The sequence below is a fragment of the Streptomyces sp. NPDC088810 genome, from assembly GCF_044750305.1.
Lineage (GTDB): Bacteria > Actinomycetota > Actinomycetes > Streptomycetales > Streptomycetaceae > Streptomyces.
Map to the genome: position 1 here is coordinate 962,752 of NZ_JBIVJQ010000001.1, position 15,731 is coordinate 978,482.

12 protein-coding genes are annotated in these 15,731 nt (G+C 73.3%); 2 read left to right on the forward strand and 10 right to left on the reverse strand.

Translation table 11 applies throughout. The features are described 5' to 3' along the window. Nucleotides 1-129 precede the first annotated feature (129 nt). On the reverse strand, nt 130-1,119 hold the full coding sequence (gene lipA, locus ACIP4Y_RS04415; RefSeq protein WP_358641080.1) for a lipoyl synthase: 990 nt from the start codon (nt 1,117-1,119) through the stop codon (nt 130-132). Nucleotides 1,120-1,234: 115 nt separating this feature from the next. Next, complete coding sequence (lipB, locus tag ACIP4Y_RS04420) at nt 1,235-2,032, reverse strand: lipoyl(octanoyl) transferase LipB (RefSeq protein ID WP_401387560.1); 798 nt, start codon at nt 2,030-2,032, stop codon at nt 1,235-1,237. 239 nt (nt 2,033-2,271) lie between these two features. Here lipB and ACIP4Y_RS04425 point away from each other — a divergent pair, with 239 nt between their 5' ends. After that, a complete protein-coding gene (locus ACIP4Y_RS04425; RefSeq protein ID WP_401387563.1) occupies nt 2,272-3,729 on the forward strand; it encodes a regulator in 1,458 nt (485 codons plus the stop codon). Nucleotides 3,730-3,800: 71 nt separating this feature from the next. On the opposite strand, the gene ACIP4Y_RS04430 is transcribed toward ACIP4Y_RS04425, so the two are convergent. Further along, nucleotides 3,801-5,165 carry an NAD(P)/FAD-dependent oxidoreductase gene (locus ACIP4Y_RS04430; protein ID WP_401387566.1) on the reverse strand — a complete coding sequence of 455 codons (1,365 nt, stop codon included), beginning with the start codon at nt 5,163-5,165 and terminating at the stop codon, nt 3,801-3,803. A gap of 180 nt (nt 5,166-5,345) precedes the next feature. Further along, nucleotides 5,346-6,242, reverse strand: coding sequence for a TIGR01777 family oxidoreductase (locus ACIP4Y_RS04435; protein WP_401387569.1), 897 nt, complete (start codon nt 6,240-6,242; stop codon nt 5,346-5,348). A 73-nt stretch (nt 6,243-6,315) separates the two neighbouring features. On the opposite strand from ACIP4Y_RS04435, the gene ACIP4Y_RS04440 reads away from it, so the two are divergent. Continuing rightward, nucleotides 6,316-6,804, forward strand: coding sequence for a GNAT family N-acetyltransferase (locus ACIP4Y_RS04440; RefSeq protein ID WP_401387572.1), 489 nt, complete (start codon nt 6,316-6,318; stop codon nt 6,802-6,804). A gap of 36 nt (nt 6,805-6,840) precedes the next feature. Here the strand turns inward: ACIP4Y_RS04440 and ACIP4Y_RS04445 are convergent, their stop codons facing one another. The 6 genes from ACIP4Y_RS04445 to sucB form a co-directional block, all read right to left on the reverse strand. Beyond that, nucleotides 6,841-8,025, reverse strand: coding sequence for a MarP family serine protease (locus ACIP4Y_RS04445; RefSeq protein ID WP_358641068.1), 1,185 nt, complete (start codon nt 8,023-8,025; stop codon nt 6,841-6,843). A gap of 269 nt (nt 8,026-8,294) precedes the next feature. Beyond that, nucleotides 8,295-8,813 carry a DUF4240 domain-containing protein gene (locus tag ACIP4Y_RS04450; RefSeq protein ID WP_401388676.1) on the reverse strand — a complete coding sequence of 173 codons (519 nt, stop codon included), beginning with the start codon at nt 8,811-8,813 and terminating at the stop codon, nt 8,295-8,297. Nucleotides 8,814-9,063: 250 nt separating this feature from the next. Next, the gene (locus tag ACIP4Y_RS04455; RefSeq protein WP_401387576.1) at nt 9,064-10,047 is read right to left on the reverse strand and encodes a helix-turn-helix transcriptional regulator; all 984 of its coding nucleotides are present in this window, start codon (nt 10,045-10,047) and stop codon (nt 9,064-9,066) included. A gap of 74 nt (nt 10,048-10,121) precedes the next feature. Beyond that, nucleotides 10,122-12,824 carry a pyruvate dehydrogenase (acetyl-transferring), homodimeric type gene (gene aceE, locus ACIP4Y_RS04460; RefSeq protein ID WP_401387579.1) on the reverse strand — a complete coding sequence of 901 codons (2,703 nt, stop codon included), beginning with the start codon at nt 12,822-12,824 and terminating at the stop codon, nt 10,122-10,124. A 281-nt stretch (nt 12,825-13,105) separates the two neighbouring features. After that, nucleotides 13,106-13,729 (reverse strand): GntR family transcriptional regulator, encoded by a 624-nt coding sequence (locus ACIP4Y_RS04465; RefSeq protein ID WP_358641062.1) that lies wholly within the window; start codon nt 13,727-13,729, stop codon nt 13,106-13,108. Nucleotides 13,730-13,912: 183 nt separating this feature from the next. Further along, on the reverse strand, nt 13,913-15,721 hold the full coding sequence (gene sucB, locus ACIP4Y_RS04470) for a 2-oxoglutarate dehydrogenase, E2 component, dihydrolipoamide succinyltransferase (RefSeq protein ID WP_401387582.1): 1,809 nt from the start codon (nt 15,719-15,721) through the stop codon (nt 13,913-13,915). Between the last annotated feature and the right edge of the window lie 10 nt (nt 15,722-15,731).

Consider the following 15,731-nt stretch of genomic DNA (forward strand, 5'->3'; position numbering starts at 1 on the left):
CCTTGGTGGGGCGCCCGGAAACGCCGACGCGGTCCTGGCGCGCGCCCTCATCAGCGAGGACGGTCAGGACCGCGTCGTCCTGGCCAATACTGGCCGGTAATTACTTGTGCGTGAATTCACACGCTCGGCTCACACCGCCTGGGTGGCGACGAACGCACCGCCCGGCTGCGGAGCAGCCGCATGACGCTGTTCGACCGCCATCCGGTACAGGCGTCCGGCACGGTACGACGAGCGCACCAGCGGGCCGGACATCACCCCGGAGAAGCCGATCTGCTCGGCCTCCTCCTTCAGCTCCACGAACTCCTGCGGCTTGACCCAGCGCTCCACGGGGTGGTGGCGCACGGAGGGGCGCAGGTACTGGGTGATGGTCACCAGCTCGCAGCCCGCGTCGTGCAGCTGCTTCAGCGCCTCGCTGACCTCCTCGCGGGTCTCGCCCATGCCGAGGATCAGGTTGGACTTGGTGACCAGGCCGAAGTCGCGGGCCTCGGTGATGACCTTCAGGGAGCGCTCGTAGCGGAAGCCGGGGCGGATCCGCTTGAAGATCCGGGGGACGGTCTCGACGTTGTGCGCGAAGACCTCGGGCCGGGAGGAGAAGACCTCGGCCAGCTGCTCGGGGACGGCGTTGAAGTCGGGGGCCAGCAGTTCCACCTTGGTCCGGCCGGCCTCGCGGTCCGCGGTCTGCTGGTGGATCTGGCGCACGGTCTCGGCGTACAGCCAGGCGCCGCCGTCCGCCAGGTCGTCGCGGGCGACGCCGGTGATGGTGGCGTAGTTCAGGTCCATGGTGACCACGGACTCGCCCACGCGGCGCGGCTCGTCGCGGTCGAGCGCCTCGGGCTTGCCCGTGTCGATCTGGCAGAAGTCACAGCGCCGGGTGCACTGGTCGCCGCCGATGAGGAAGGTCGCCTCGCGGTCCTCCCAGCACTCGTAGATGTTCGGGCAGCCGGCTTCCTGGCAGACCGTGTGCAGGCCCTCGCTCTTCACGAGCTTCTGCATCGCGGTGTACTCGGGGCCCATTTTCGCCCGGGTCTTGATCCACTCGGGCTTGCGCTCGATGGGGGTCTGGCTGTTGCGGACCTCCAGGCGCAGCATCTTGCGTCCGTCGGGTGCGACTGCGGACACGACCGGCTCCCTGTGACTTCGATTCTTCGGCGTACACCAGGGTACGCCCGTGCTCTGTGCGCCCTGCCGTCGAGGCCAACCCCGCTGTCGCAGGGCGCATTCCCCCGACGGACGATCAGGCGGACGCCTTCTCGATCACCCGCGGCTTCAGGTCCGCGTTCTCCAGGACGTCCTTCAGGTGCCGCTCCACCACCGGCAGGACCTCCTCGATCGTGACGTCCCGGCCCAGCTCGTTCGCGAGCGAGGTGACCCCGGCGTCGCGGATGCCGCACGGGATGATCCGGTCGAACCAGGCGTTGTCGGGGTTCACGTTGAAGGAGAAGCCGTGCATCGTGACGCCCTTGGCGACCCGGATGCCGATCGCGGCGATCTTGCGGTCCTCGCGCCGCTGGCCCGCGTTGGACGGGGCGTACTCGGGGCCGTTGAGCCGCGGGTCGAACTCCTCGTCGTGCAGCCGCGGGTCGAAGTCCAGGGACAGCCCTCCGAGCGCCGGCCGCTGCTCGACCGGGTCGCCGAGCACCCACACGCCGCTCCGGCCCTCCACCCGCGTGGTCTCCAGGCCGAACTCGGCGCAGGAGCGGATGATCGCCTCCTCCAGCCGCCGAACGTGCGCGACCACGTCCACCGGGCGGGGCAGCTTCTGGATCGGGTAGCCCACCAGCTGGCCCGGGCCGTGCCAGGTGATCTTGCCGCCGCGGTCCACGTCGATGACCGGAGTGCCGTCCAGCGGACGCTCGCTGTCCTCGGTGCGCCGGCCCGCCGTGTACACCGGGGGGTGCTCCAGAAGGATCACGGTGTCCGGGACCTCGTCGGCGAACCGGGCCGCGTGCACCCGGCGCTGCTCGTCCCAGGCCTCCTGGTAGTCGATGGCATCGGCACCGAATCCCATGCGGACGAACCGCAACTCACTCACGGCAAGCGCCTCCCTCGGCGAAGGATGTGTCAGGCACGTATCGCGCCCACGCCACTGTACGTCCGACCGGCGTACGTCAGCCCTGCGGGCGTTCCTCACACGATCGGATGAATGCCTCGCGAAGTATGCGACCGTCTGCTCACTCTCCGCTACATTCGCGCCGTTCGTGAGGCCATAAGGGCTGCTCAAAGGCAATCCGGGCACATCAAAGGCCCGGAAGGCAGGAGACCGCACCGCAGATGACGGACCGACCCGCGCAGCGCACCCCCAACCGCCAGCTCGCCGCGCTCATCGCAGAGGCGGGGTTCTCCAACGCGGGTCTGGCTCGTCGCGTCGACCAGCTCGGCCTCGAGCACGGGCTGGACCTCAGATACGACAAGACCTCGGTCACCCGCTGGCTGCGCGGACAGCAGCCGCGGGGGACCACCCCCGCCCTCATCGCCGAGGTGTTCACCCGCCGGCTGGGGCGCCGGCTCACCGCACAGGACCTCGGCCTGGACGCCTGCGCGCCGGTCTACGCCGGGCTGGAGTACGCGGCCACCCCGGAGGAGGCCGTCGACATCGTCAGCGGGCTGTGGCGCAAGGACTCCGGCAGCCACGCCGAGCTGCGCAAGATCGCCTTCACCCCGGCGGGGCTCGTCGTGCCCAGCCGGGACTGGCTGATCGGCAAGGCCGACGACCGGGTGGCCCGGGAACCGGTGCCGCGGGTGCCGCCGCAGGGCCGGCCCGGAGCGGCCAAACCCCAGCTGCCGGCCCCGCCGCGGTCGCGCGGGCAGGCCGAGCGCGCCCCCGGGCACAAGGTCGGCAGCGGTGACATCGCCGCCCTGCACTCGGTCGGCGAGCTGTTCCGCACCCTCGACGACCGGTTCGGCGGCGGCCACGCCCGGCAGGCCCTGGTGCGCTACCTGGAGCACGAGTGCGAGCCGATGCTCCGCGGCAGCTACGACGAGCAGACCGGCCGCCGGCTGTTCGGCGCCGCCGCCGACCTGACCCGGCTCGCGGGCTGGACCTCGTACGACATCGCCGCGCACGGGCTCGCCCAGCGCTACTTCGTGCAGGCCCTGCGGCTGGCCCAGGCGGCCGGCGACCGGGCCTACGGCTCGTACGTCCTGGTCACCATGAGCCGCCAGGCCGTCTACCTCGGCCACGGCCGGGAGGCGGTGCAGCTGGCGCGGGTCGCCCAGCAGGGCGTCGGCACGGGCGCGCCGCCTGTCGTCCAGGCGCTGCTGCACGCGTCCGAGGCGCGGGCGCACGGGGTGCTCGGCGAGGTGCGGGCGTGCACCGCGGCGCTGGTGCGGGCCGAGCGCGCCCTGGAGGCGGCCCGGCCCGGGGACGAGGTGCCGTACTGGGCGGCGTTCTTCGACGAGGCGCAGCTCGCCGACGAGTTCGGGCACTGCCACCGGGATCTGCAGCAGTTCCGGGCGGCCGCGCAGCACGCCGAGCGGTCCCTGCAGCTGCGGGCGCCCACCTATGCCCGCAGCCGCCTGTTCTGCCGGGTCGTCCTCGCCACCGCGCGCCTCGGCCTCGGCGAGCTCGACCAGGCGTGCGCGATCGCCGCGGAGGCTGCGGGACAGGCCGCGGAGATGCGGTCGGCTCGCGCGGTGGAGTACGTGAAGGAGTTCGAGCGGCGGCTGGAGCCTTACCGGGATGCGGCACCGGTGAGGGTGTACCGGGAGAAGGTTGCGGCGCTGGGGTAGTTCCGGGTGGTTCGCCGGGTGCCGCGCCGATGTGGCCGAGCGCGCGGTTCCCCGCGCCCCTTCGGGCGCGGTTACGCCGCCCTCGGCATCGTCGGGGCCGGGTCCGCGCTGTGCATGGAGCCCGCCGCGCCCAGGTCCGCCAGGATGGCCGACGCGGCCCTGTGGGCGGAGTGGAGGGCGCCCTGGACCGTGCTGGTGTCGCGGTGGTCGCCGCAGACGTAGAGGCCCGCCAGGAGGCGTACCGGGCGGCGCAGGTCGTGCGGGGGGCGCATGGCGGGGACCGCCTCGGGGGTGTGGTGCACGGCCAGCGTCTCCCAGCGGCGCGTGGAGGTGCCGTAGAGGCGGGAGAGGTGGATGCGGACCGCCGTGTCCACCCCCTCCGGCGGGGTGCCCAGCACCGTCGACGAGATCAGCACGCGGCCGGCCGGTGCCCGGCTCGGGTCCACGTTGCTGAGCACCGCCGTGTGCGCCACCGGCCCGCCCCGGTCGGCGTCCAGCAGCAGCGAGCCGCCCGTCGAGAAGGCCGCCGCCGGGTCGTCCGTGGTGTGGTGGACGACCGTCACCGGGTGGAAGTCCGGCACCCTGAGCCCCGGCAGCAGCTCGGCCGCGGCCCGCGCGTCCGTCGCCAGCAGCACAGCCCGGCAGCGGATCTGCCCGTGCTCGGCGGTGGCCACCGAGGTCGTCGACACCGAGGTGACCCGCACCCCGGTGTGCACGGTGCCCGGCGGCAGCGTCCGGGCCAGCAGCTCCGGCAGCACGTCCGCGCCGCCCTCCGGCACGCAGAGCCGCCCGCTCGCGAAGGCGTGCAGCGCCAGGTCGGCGCACCTGCTGGAGGTGGTCAGCTCCGGGTCGCACAGCAGCGCGGCGAGCAGCGGGCGCAGGAAGCCGTCGATGGTGCGCGCCGGCACCCCGCGCTGCGCGAGCGCCTGCGCGGCCGGCATCTCGGGGCGGGCCAGGATCCGCTCGACGGGGGTCGCCGCGATCCGGCCCAGCGCGGCGCCCAGCCGGGCCTGGTCCACCGCGCCGCCCACCGGCGCGCCGGGCGTGGCCGCCGTACCCCTGGGGGAGCTGGCGAGGGCGCGCACCACATGGAGTGCGCCCCGTGCGCCCCTTGCGCTCCCGACGGCCGCCGGCGTGCCCGCGCGCTGGGTGCGGCCGTCGCGGTGCAGCAGGACGCCCGGCGCGAAGCGGCGCAGGGTCAGGGCGTCCAGGCCCGGGGTCCGGCGGAGTTCCGGATAGGACGTGGACAGCAGCTGTCCGATGCGGTCGAGCCGGAAGCCGTCGACCTTCTCGGTCGACATGCGGCCCCCGACGTAGGGGGCGGCCTCCAGGACCGCAGTGGTGATTCCTGCACTGGTCAGCCGATGAGCCGCCGAGAGACCGGCGATTCCGGCTCCCACGATGACGACGTCCACCTGGTACGCGGGCTCAAGCACGAGGCCCCTCCTGTGGTTGCGCGACCGGTGGAGACGTCATGCCCCCAACAGGCGCAAGAGATACCCGAGTTCGGGTCGAGGGTAGGGGCGTGATCGGTCAGAAACAGTCGCGCATCAACAGGGCACGGTCGCATGGAGGTCGCATACGGTCACTTTCGTTCGCCGGTGTTGTCAGCCGGCTCACAGGGCCGCACGGATCGCTTCATCGATGCCCGGAAACGCGAACCGGAACCCCGACTCCAGCAACCGTTTCGGCACCACGCGCTGACTGCCCAGCACGTCCCCGGCCATCTCCCCGAGCACCGCGCGCAGCACCGGGGCGGGCACCGCGAACACCGCCGGCCGGTGCAGCGCGCGGGCCATCGCCGCCGTGATCTCACTGTTCGTCAGCGGCTGCGGAGCCGTCAGATTGACCGGACCCGACAGGTCGTCGTGGTCGATGAGATGCCGGATCGCGGCGACCTCGTCGTGCAGCGCGATGTACGACCAGTACTGCCGCCCGTCGCCCAGCCGCCCCCCGAGCCCCGCCCGGAACAGCGGGAACAGCCGCCCCCAGGCCCCGCCGCCCCGGGCCACCACCAGCCCCGTCCGCGCGCACACCGTCCGCACGCCCGCCTCCTGCGCGGGCGCCGCCGCCGCCTCCCACTCCACGCACAGCGCGGCCAGGAAACCGTCGCCCGGGGACGCGTCCTCGTCCACCACCCGGTCGCCCGTGTCGCCGTAGAAGCCGATCGCACTGCCGTTCACGAACACCCGCGGCGGGCGCGGCAGCGCGGCCACCGCCTCGGCCAGCGCCGCCGTGCCCAGCACCCGGCTGTCCCGGAGCAGCCGCTTGTACTCCGGCGTCCAGCGCCGGTCGCCCACCCCGGCCGCCGCCAGGTTGACCACCGCGTCGCACCCGGCCAGCCCGGCCGTGTCGACGTACCTCCGCCCGGGATCCCAACGGACCTCGTCCGCGCCCCGGGGGGCCCGGCGCACCAGCCGGACCACCTCGTGCCCGTCCGCGGTCAGGGACCGCACCAGAGCGCTGCCGATGAGACCGGACGCACCGGCCACCGCGATACGTGAACGTTCCATGGCCCCAGCATGACCGTACGGCCGGTCGGAAACGCGCTGGGACGCCCGGACCGCCCGCCGTAGGGTGACCGTCATGCCCGAGCCGCACATACGCACCGCCCGGCCCGCCGACGACGAGGAGCTCGCCGTCCTCGACCGGGCCACCTGGTCCACCCTGCACGCGGTGGCACCCCGGCCGCAGCCGCCCTACCCGCCGTTCTTCGACGAGCGGCACCGCCCCGACGACTTCCTCGTCGCCGAGGCCGACGGGCGCCTCCTCGGCTACATCCGCCTCATCCACCCGACCCCGCTCCCCGCCAACGCGCACGTCCTGGCCATCCAGGGGTTCGCCGTCGCCGTGGAGGCGCGCGGGCGGGGTGTCGGGCGCGCCCTGATCCGGGCCGCCGTCGCCGAGGCGCGCCGGCGCGGCGCGCGGCGCCTCACCCTGCGCGTGCTGGCGCACAACACCCCCGCCCGGACGCTGTACGCGTCCGAGGGCTTCGCCGTCGAGGGCGTGCTGCCGGAGGAGTTCCTCATCGACGGCCGGTACGTCGACGACGTGTGCATGGGCCGCGGCCTGTAGGCCCCGCGCCCACGCCGGCCCACGCGGCACGCCGGCCTACGAGTCGACCAGCTGGCCCGTGTCCACCCGCGCCGTCGCCGTGGCCGCGCGACGGGCGTCGCCCGCCACCTCGGCCGCCGTCAGCGCGTACCCCGTCTCGGCGTCCGAGGTGGACCGGGCGAAGACCACCCCGAACACCCTGCCGTCCGTGGTCAGCAGCGGGCCGCCGGAGTTGCCCGGCCGGACCGTGGAGCGGACCGAGTAGATCTCCCGGGTGACCGTGCGGTCGTTGTAGATGTTCCGGCCGGTCGCCCGCACCCGGTTCGCCACCGTCGCCGCCTGCAGGTCCAGCGCCCCGTCCTGCGGATAGCCCGCCACCACCGCCGCGTCCCCGCGCGCGGCACTCGGGTCGAACCGCAGCACCGGCGCGCGCAGCCCCGGCACATACAGCACCGCCACGTCCCGGTCCGGGTCGAACAGCACCACCCGCGCCCGGTACGACGGCCCCACCCCGCCGACCCGCACGCCCGGGTCGTCGATGCCGGCCACCACGTGCGCGTTGGTCATCACCCGCTGCGGCGCGTACACGAACCCGCTGCCCTCACGGCCCTCCACGCCCGCGGCGCCCTCGATCTTCACCGAGCTTCGCTTGGCGGCGCTCGTCGCGGCCGGGGTGACGCTGTCCCCGGTCGGGCGGGCCACCCGGGCCGTCGACTCGTTCTCGAACGGGTTGAAGACCTGCGGGAAGCCCGCCTCGGTCAGCGCGGAGGTGGCCCGCGCGAACCACGCCGGCGTGGTCTGCGGCATCGCCTCCTGCACCGCGCCCAGCAGTGCCGAGTTCCGTATCGCCGTCGTCAGGGGCTGCGAGGGGGCCGCGCTCAGCACGCTCGCCGCGACCCAGGCCACGATCAGCACCGCGACCGAGTTCGCCGCGGCACCTCCCAGCCCGTCCGCCACCCGCAGCGGACCCCGGTCCAGCTCCCCGCGCAGCCGCAGCGCCAGCCGGCCCGCCAGCTCGTGCCCCACCACCGCCGGCACCAGCACCGTCAGCACCGCGAGCACCGTGGCCGCCGACGTGCCCCGCTCCACCTGGCCCGTCACCCAGGGCAGCAGCCACACGCCGATGACCGCTCCGCCCACGAACCCGGCCAGCGAGACGCATCCGGCCACCAGGCCGCGCCGGTACCCGGACACCGCGTAGACGACGATCACCAGCACAAGCACCAGGTCGAGCAGGTCCACGGAGCCGCCTTTCTCTCGGACCCCTCAGTACGGACCGGACCGGTCCGCTGATCAGCACACGCACCGGAGACGGCCACCGGGCGGCGGAACCGGTCAGGCACGCGTGTACCCCCAGGAACGACCCGGACCTGGACGATGGTTCCAGCCGGTGGCGCAGCGCACATCACGGGCACCGCACAGCGCCCGCGGCCCAGGCGGCACGCAGCCCGCGGTGGTCTGCGCGGTCGTGACCGTCGTCCTCGGCCCCGGCGACCGCGCAGGGGCCGGCGTCACCCCTTGAACCGCTCCCACAGGCGGGGATAGCGCTCGGCGAGCACCCGGTCGTTCTCCAGGTCCAGGGGCGTGCCCTGCGGCTCCGCGGGCGCCGGGGCGATGCCCAGGTCGGGCGCGACGGTGCCGGTCAGCTGCTCGTACGCCTCGTCCGCCGCGTACCCCAGCTCCTCGCCGTCGCCGTCGATCTCCTCGTCGAACTCGCCCAGCAGCCCGGCCAGCGCGTCCGGATCGTGCAGCGCGCCCTCGAACACCTCCCGGCCCTGGCCGATCAGCCAGCACCGGAAGAAGTCGAAGGCGTCGTCGCTGCACCCGTCCAGCAGCAGCCAGGCCGCGCCCCACAGATCCCAGCGGTAGGCGCGGTTGTAGCGGGCCTCGAAGTGACGGGCGAAGTCCAGGACCAGCTCGGGATCCAGCTGGAGCAGCCGGTCCACGAGCAGGTCGGCCTGCTCCTCGGGGTCGCCCTCGGCGGCCTCGCGGGTGGAGTCGATCAGCTCCCAGAACTCCGTCTCGTCCATCACGGTCACCAGCATCGGGCCTCGGCCGGTGGGCCGCACGCGGAGTACCGCGCCGGACCGCGGATCGTCAACCGGCGTATCGGGCCGTGTCCGCCGCGCACCGCTCCCGCAGGCTCCTCCGCCTGCGGTCCGAGCGGGGTCAGCGGGCCGTGCGCGACCTCCTGCGACTCCGCGGGCAGCGTCACCGTCACCCAGCCGGGCCCCGGCGGGCGGGCCGCACGCGGAGTACCGCGCCGTGGGCCGCGGATCGTCAACCGGCGTCCCCGCGGGCGTACCGCGCGGCGAGCCGGGCCGCGTCCGCGGCGCACCGCTCCCGCAGGCTCGCCGGAGCCAGCACCTCCGCCTCCGGTCCGAGCGCGGCCAGCTGGCCGTGCGCGACCTCCTGCGACTCCACGGGCAGCGTCACCGTCACCCAGCCCTCGGCGTCCGGCGCGCCCGCACCGGCCAGCGCCTCCCGGGCGGCGAGCGGATCGACGGCGTGCGGCAGCCGGCGCACGCCGTCCGGGGAGAGCCGTACGACCACCTCCGCGTGCAGGATCGACCGGGCGAACCGCTCGGCCTGCTCGGCCCAGTGGGCGGGCAGGTCGAAATCCGCCGCCCGGTGGAAACGCTCGGCGAGGGCGTCGACGGCCTCGAACCGGTCGATCCGGTACGTCCGGAAGGAGCCGCCGGCCACCCGCGCGCACAGGTACCAGACGCCCGCCTTCAGCACGAGCCCGTACGGCTCCAGCGTCCGCTCGACCTCGCCGTCCCCGCGCCGGTAGCGGGCCCTGAGGCAGCGGTCGTCCCACACCGCCTCGGCGATCACGGGCAGCAGCGCGGGCGTCTCGGGCTCCCGGAACCAGGCCGGGGCGTCCAGATGGAAGCGCTGCGCGGCGGTGTCCGGGGCGTCCCGCAGGGAGGGCAGCAGCGCCGCCGACACCTTCAGCCGGGCCGCCGAGGCGACGTCCTCCAGACCCATCTCCCGCAGCGCGCCCGGCACCCCGCTCAGGAACAGCGCCTCGGCCTCGCTCCGGGCCAGCCCGGTCAGCCGCGTCCGGTACCCGCCGACCAGCCGGTACCCGCCGGCCCGCCCCCGGTCGGCATACACCGGCACCCCCGCCTCCGACAGCGCCTGCGCGTCCCGTGTGACGGTCCGCTCCGACACCTCCAGTTCGCGCGCGAGTTCGGCGGCGGTCATGGCGGGCCGGGACTGGAGCAGGAGGACCATCTTGATCAGACGTGCGGCACGCATGCGTTCATGATGCCGGGGGCCACTGACAAAGAAGGGGTACGGCAGCAGCCGTACCCCTTCCAGGACCGCGGTGATTACAGCCCGTACTTCTCCCGGGCCTCCTTGACCGCCGTGGCCTTCACCTCGCCGCGCCGGGCGAGCTGGGCCAGGGCCGCGACGACGATCGACTGGGCGTCGACGCCGAAGTGGCGGCGGGCGGCCTCACGGGTGTCCGACAGACCGAAGCCGTCGGCGCCCAGCGAGGAGTAGTCCTGCTCCACCCACTGCGCGATCTGGTCCGGAACCTGGCGCATGTAGTCGGACACCGCCAGCACCGGGCCCTCGGCGCCCTGCAGCGCCTGGCGGACGTACGGCACCCGCTCCTCGCCGCGCAGCAGCGCCGCGTCGGCCTCCATCGCGTCCCTGCGCAGCTCCGACCAGGAGGTCGCGGACCACACGTCGGCGGCCACGCCCCAGTCCTCGGCGAGCAGCCGCTGCGCCTCGAGGGCCCAGTGGATCGCCGTACCGGAGCCGAGCAGCTGGATGCGCGGGGCGTCGGCCGGGGCGGACACGCCCGCGGACTCGGCCGTGTTGAAGCGGTACAGGCCCTTGACGATGCCTTCGTCGATACCGAGGCCCTGCGGCTTCGCCGGCTGCGGCAGCGGCTCGTTGTAGACCGTCAGGTAGTAGAAGACGTTCTGGTCCTCGCCCGGCTTGGCCTCGCCGTACATCCGGCGCAGACCCTCACGGACGATCACCGCGATCTCGTAGGCGAACGCGGGGTCGTACGTCAGCGCGGCCGGGTTGGTCGCGGCGATCACCGGGGAGTGGCCGTCGGCGTGCTGCAGGCCCTCACCGGTGAGGGTCGTACGCCCGGCCGTCGCGCCGACGAGGAAGCCGCGGCCGAGCTGGTCGCCGAGCTGCCACATCTGGTCGGCCGTGCGCTGCCAGCCGAACATCGAGTAGAAGATGTAAAACGGGATCATCGCCTCGCCGTGCGTCGCGTACGCGGTGGACGCGGCGATGAAGTCGGCCATCGAACCGGCCTCGGTGATCCCCTCATTGAGGATCTGGCCGTTCTTGGCCTCCTTGTAGTACATCAGCTGGTCGCGGTCGACCGGCTCGTACGTCTGGCCCTTGGGGGAGTAGATCCCGAGCGACGGGAACAGCGACTCCATGCCGAAGGTGCGCGCCTCGTCCGGGACGATCGGCACCCAGCGCCTGCCGGTCTCCTTGTCGCGGACCAGGTCCTTGACCAGGCGGACGAAGGCCATGGTGGTGGCCACGTTCTGCGAGCCGGAGCCCTTGTCGAAGGAGGCGAAGGCCTTCTCCGCCGGGGCGGGCAGCGCGGGCAGCGGGTGCGTACGGCGGGCCGGGGCCGGGCCGCCGAGGGCCGCGCGGCGCTCCTGGAGGTAGCGGACCTCGGGGGAGTCGGCGCCCGGGTGGCCGTAGGGCACCACGCCGTCGACGAAGTCGCTGTCCTTGATCGGCAGCTCCAGCAGGTCGCGCATCGCCTTGAACTCGTCCACCGAGAGCTTCTTCATCTGGTGGTTGGCGTTCTTCGACGCGAAGCCCTCGCCGAGGGTGTGGCCCTTGACCGTCTGGGCCAGGATCACGGTCGGCGCGCCCTTGTGCTCGACGGCCGCCTTGTAGGCCGCGTAGACCTTGCGGGACTCGTGGCCACCGCGGGAGAGGTGGAAGCACTCGAGGATCTTGTCGTCGCTCAGCAGCTTCGCCATCTCGGCGAGCGCCGGGTCCTTGCCGAAGAAGTCCTGGCGGATGTAGGCGGCGTCGCGGGTCTGGTACGTCTGGATCTGCGCGTCCGGTACCTCGCGCAGGCGGCGTACGAGCGCACCGGTGGTGTCGAGCTGGAACAGCTCGTCCCAGGCGGTGCCCCACAGCGTCTTGACGACGTTCCAGCCGGCGCCGCGGAACTGGGCCTCCAGCTCCTGCACGATCTTGAAGTTCGCGCGGACCGGGCCGTCGAGGCGCTGCAGGTTGCAGTTGATGACGAAGGTGAGGTTGTCCAGCTCCTCACGCGCGGCGAGCGCGAGAGCCGCCGTCGACTCCGGCTCGTCCATCTCGCCGTCGCCGAGGAAGGCCCACACGTGGGACGCCGAGACGTCCTTGATGCCGCGGTTGGTGAGGTAGCGGTTGAAGCGCGCCTGGTAGATCGCGGAGAGCGGGCCGAGGCCCATCGACACCGTCGGGAACTCCCACAGCCAGGGCAGGCGGCGCGGGTGCGGGTAGGAGGGCAGGCCGTTGCCGCCCGTTTCCTGACGGAAGTTGTCGAGGTGGTGCTCGTTCAGCCGGCCGTCGAGGAAGGCGCGGGCGTAGATGCCGGGGGAGGCGTGGCCCTGGATGTAGAGCTGGTCACCCGAGCCGTCGCCCTCCTTGCCCTTGAAGAAGTGGTTGAAGCCGGTCTCGTACAGCCAGGCCGCCGAGGCGAAGGTGGCGATGTGGCCGCCGACGCCGTACTTGCTGCCCCGGGTCACCATGGCGGCCGCGTTCCAGCGGTTCCACGCGGTGATCCGGCGCTCCATCTCCTCGTCACCGGGCACGGCCGGCTCGGCGGCGGTCGGGATGGTGTTGACGTAGTCGGTCTCGAGGAGCTTCGGCAGCGCGATGCCGCCCGCCTCGGCGCGCTCCAGCGTGCGGCGCATCAGGTACGCGGCGCGGTGCGGCCCGGCCTCCCTGGCGACGGCGTCCAGGGAGGCCTGCCACTCGGCGGTCTCCTCCGGGTCGCGGTCCGGGAGCTGGTCGAGCGCGCTCGGCTGGATGGCGTTGGGGTCGGTCATGTCGCCGCCTTCCTCAGTCGAAGGGGGTTCCCTCATCGGTAAGGGTTCGGGGGTGCCCTTGGTCTTTGGCAGGACAGGGCAGCGGACCTCGGTGGAAGTCCGTCGGCGACTGTAACTCCCTGATCGATGATCGATCAAAGGGTTGAGGGTGAAAAAGTCTTGATTCCGAGAAAGTAGGCACCCGGTGCCTTCAATGATGGCACCGGGTGACGCGAAAAAGCCTTGTTTTCGCAGGTGAGGCGGCGTTTGAGCGAGGGCGCGCTCGACTGAACCGGGCCCCGTCACGCCCGCGGCGCGCAGCCGAGGACGTGCGCCTTGACCAGCTCGGCGATGCGCGGATCCCGCCGCTGGAACGCCTGTACCAGCTCCTCGTGCTCCTCCGCGTACGACTGCTGGACCGTGCCCAGCCAGCGGATCGACAGCGCCGTGAACACCTCGATGCCCAGGCCCTCCCAGGTGTGCAGCAGCACCGAGTTGCGCGCCGCGCGGACCAGTTCCCGGTGGAAGCCGACCGTGTGGCGCACCTGGGCCGTGCCGTCCGCCTTCCGGTCGGCCTCGTACAGGGCCAGGACGTGCGGCTCCAGCGCCGAGCAGTCCTCCGCGAGGCGCTCCGCCGCCAGCTCCGCCGCGATGGCCTCCAGGCCGGCCCGCACCGGGTAGCTCTCCTCCAGGTCGGCCGCGGTCAGGTTGCGCACGCGTACGCCCTTGTTGGGGGCCGACTCGATCAGGCGCAGGGACTCCAGCTCGCGCAGGGCCTCACGGACCGGGGTCTGGCTGACCTCCAGCTCGGTGGCGATCCGGCGCTCCACGATGCGCTCGCCCGGCTGCCAGCGCCCGCTGACGATCCCCTCCACGATGTGCTCGCGGATCTGCTCGCGCAGCGAGTGGACGACGGGCGCGGTCATGAGGGCTCCTTAGGGAGGGCTGACGTTTAGACAATAAGGCCGGTCCGCTCCGCGGGTAGGGCGCGTGGGGGTGCTTTTGCGCAGGTGAGACAAGGCTTACACGCCCGGCATGCAGACAAACGCGAACACCCCGCCCGGAAGGTTCCGGGCGGGGTGCCGTACGGCCTGATCGGCGACTACGGGTCAGAGACCGAGCTCGACCTCGAACTCGCCCGCCTCCAGGATCGCCTTGACCGCCGTCAGGTAACGGGCCGCGTCGGCGCCGTCGACCAGGCGGTGGTCGTAGGAGAGGGTCAGGTAGGTCATGTCGCGGACGCCGATGACCGTGCCCTCCTCGGTCTCGATGACGGCCGGACGCTTGACCGTGGCACCGATGCCGAGGATCGCGACCTGGCCCGGCGGCACGATGATCGTGTCGAACAGCGCGCCGCGCGAACCGGTGTTGGAGATGGTGAAGGTCGCGCCGGACAGCTCGTCCGGGGTGATCTTGTTGGCCCGGACCTTGCCCGCCAGCTCGGCCGTGGCCTTGGCGATGCCCGCGATGTTGAGGTCGCCGGCGTTCTTGATGACCGGGGTCATCAGGCCCTTCTCGGAGTCCACCGCGATACCGATGTTCTCGGTGTCGAAGTAGGTGATGGTCCCCTCGGCCTCGTTGATCCTGGCGTTGATGACCGGGTGGGCCTTCAGCGCCTGCGCGGCGGCCTTGACGAAGAACGGCATCGGGGAGAGCTTGACGCCCTCGCGGGCCGCGAAGGAGTCCTTCGCCTTGGCGCGCAGCTTCATCAGGCGGGTGACGTCGACCTCGACGACCGACGACAGCTGGGCCTGCTCGTGCAGCGCCTTGACCATGTTGTCGCCGATGACCTTGCGGATGCGAGGCATCTTGACGGTCTGGCCGCGCAGCGGGGAGACCTCCAGCGCCGGGGCCTTCTTGGCGGCGGCCGGGGCGGCGGCAGCGGCCGGAGCCGGGGCGGCGGCGGCCTTCGCGGCCTCGGCGGCGGCGACGACGTCCTGCTTGCGGATACGGCCGCCGACGCCGGTGCCCTTCACGGTGGCCAGGTCGACGCCGTTCTCGGCGGCGAGCTTGCGCACCAGCGGGGTCACGTACGCGCCCTCGTCCGTCGCCTGGGTGGCGGTCGGGGAGGTGGGCGCGGTGGCCGGGGTGACCGGAGCCGGGGCGGGCGCCGGCGCGGGCGCCGGGGCAGCGGCGGCGGGCGCCGGGGCCGGGGCCGGAGCGGCGGGGGCCGGAGCCGGAGCCGGGGCGGGCGCCGGGGCAGCGGCGGCGGGCGCCGGCTCGGGGGCCGGAGCCGCGGCGGGGGCCGGGGCGGCCGGAGCCGGAGCGGCGGCCGGGGCAGCACCCGGGGCGCCGATGACGGCGAGCTTGGCGCCGACCTCGGCGGTCTCGTCCTCGCCGACCGTGATCTCCAGCAGCACACCGGAGGTGGGCGCCGGGATCTCGGTGTCGACCTTGTCCGTGGAGACCTCGAGCAGCGGCTCGTCGGCCTCGACGGAGTCGCCGACCGACTTCAGCCAGCGGGTGACGGTGCCCTCGGTGACGGACTCACCGAGCGCGGGCAGGACCACGTCCGTGCCCTCGGCGCCACCGGCCGGAGCGGCCGGAGCGGTCTCGGCGGCGGGGGCCGGAGCCGGGGCGGCCGGGGCCTCGGCGGCCGGGGCCGGAGCGGGCTCGGCGGCCGGAGCCGGGGCGGGGGCCTCGGCGGCGGCGGGGGCCGGGGCGGCAGCAGGCGCACCGGTGCCGTCGTCGATCAGCGCCAGCTCGGCGCCGACCTCGACGGTCTCGTCCTCGGCGACCTTGATGGAGGCCAGCACACCGGAGGCGGGGGCCGGGATCTCGGTGTCGACCTTGTCGGTCGATACCTCGAGCAGCGGCTCGTCGGCCTCGACGCGTTCGCCCTCGGCCTTCAGCCAGCGGGTGACAGTGCCCTCGGTGACGCTCTCACCGAGCGCCGGAAGGGTTACGGAAACCGCCATGGTTTCGGTT

Excerpts from the sequence above, each read along its gene's own strand:
- ACIP4Y_RS04425 (WP_401387563.1), top strand. The coding sequence starts at position 2,272 with ATGACGGACCGACCCGCGCAGCGCACCCCCAACCGCCAGCTCGCCGCG.
- ACIP4Y_RS04435 (WP_401387569.1), bottom strand. The coding sequence starts at position 6,242 with ATGGAACGTTCACGTATCGCGGTGGCCGGTGCGTCCGGTCTCATCGGC.
- ACIP4Y_RS04440 (WP_401387572.1), top strand. The coding sequence starts at position 6,316 with ATGCCCGAGCCGCACATACGCACCGCCCGGCCCGCCGACGACGAGGAG.
- ACIP4Y_RS04450 (WP_401388676.1), bottom strand. The coding sequence starts at position 8,813 with ATGGACGAGACGGAGTTCTGGGAGCTGATCGACTCCACCCGCGAGGCC.
- ACIP4Y_RS04455 (WP_401387576.1), bottom strand. The coding sequence starts at position 10,047 with ATGCGTGCCGCACGTCTGATCAAGATGGTCCTCCTGCTCCAGTCCCGG.
- aceE (WP_401387579.1), bottom strand. The coding sequence starts at position 12,824 with ATGACCGACCCCAACGCCATCCAGCCGAGCGCGCTCGACCAGCTCCCG.
- ACIP4Y_RS04465 (WP_358641062.1), bottom strand. The coding sequence starts at position 13,729 with ATGACCGCGCCCGTCGTCCACTCGCTGCGCGAGCAGATCCGCGAGCAC.
- sucB (WP_401387582.1), bottom strand. The coding sequence starts at position 15,721 with ATGGCGGTTTCCGTAACCCTTCCGGCGCTCGGTGAGAGCGTCACCGAG.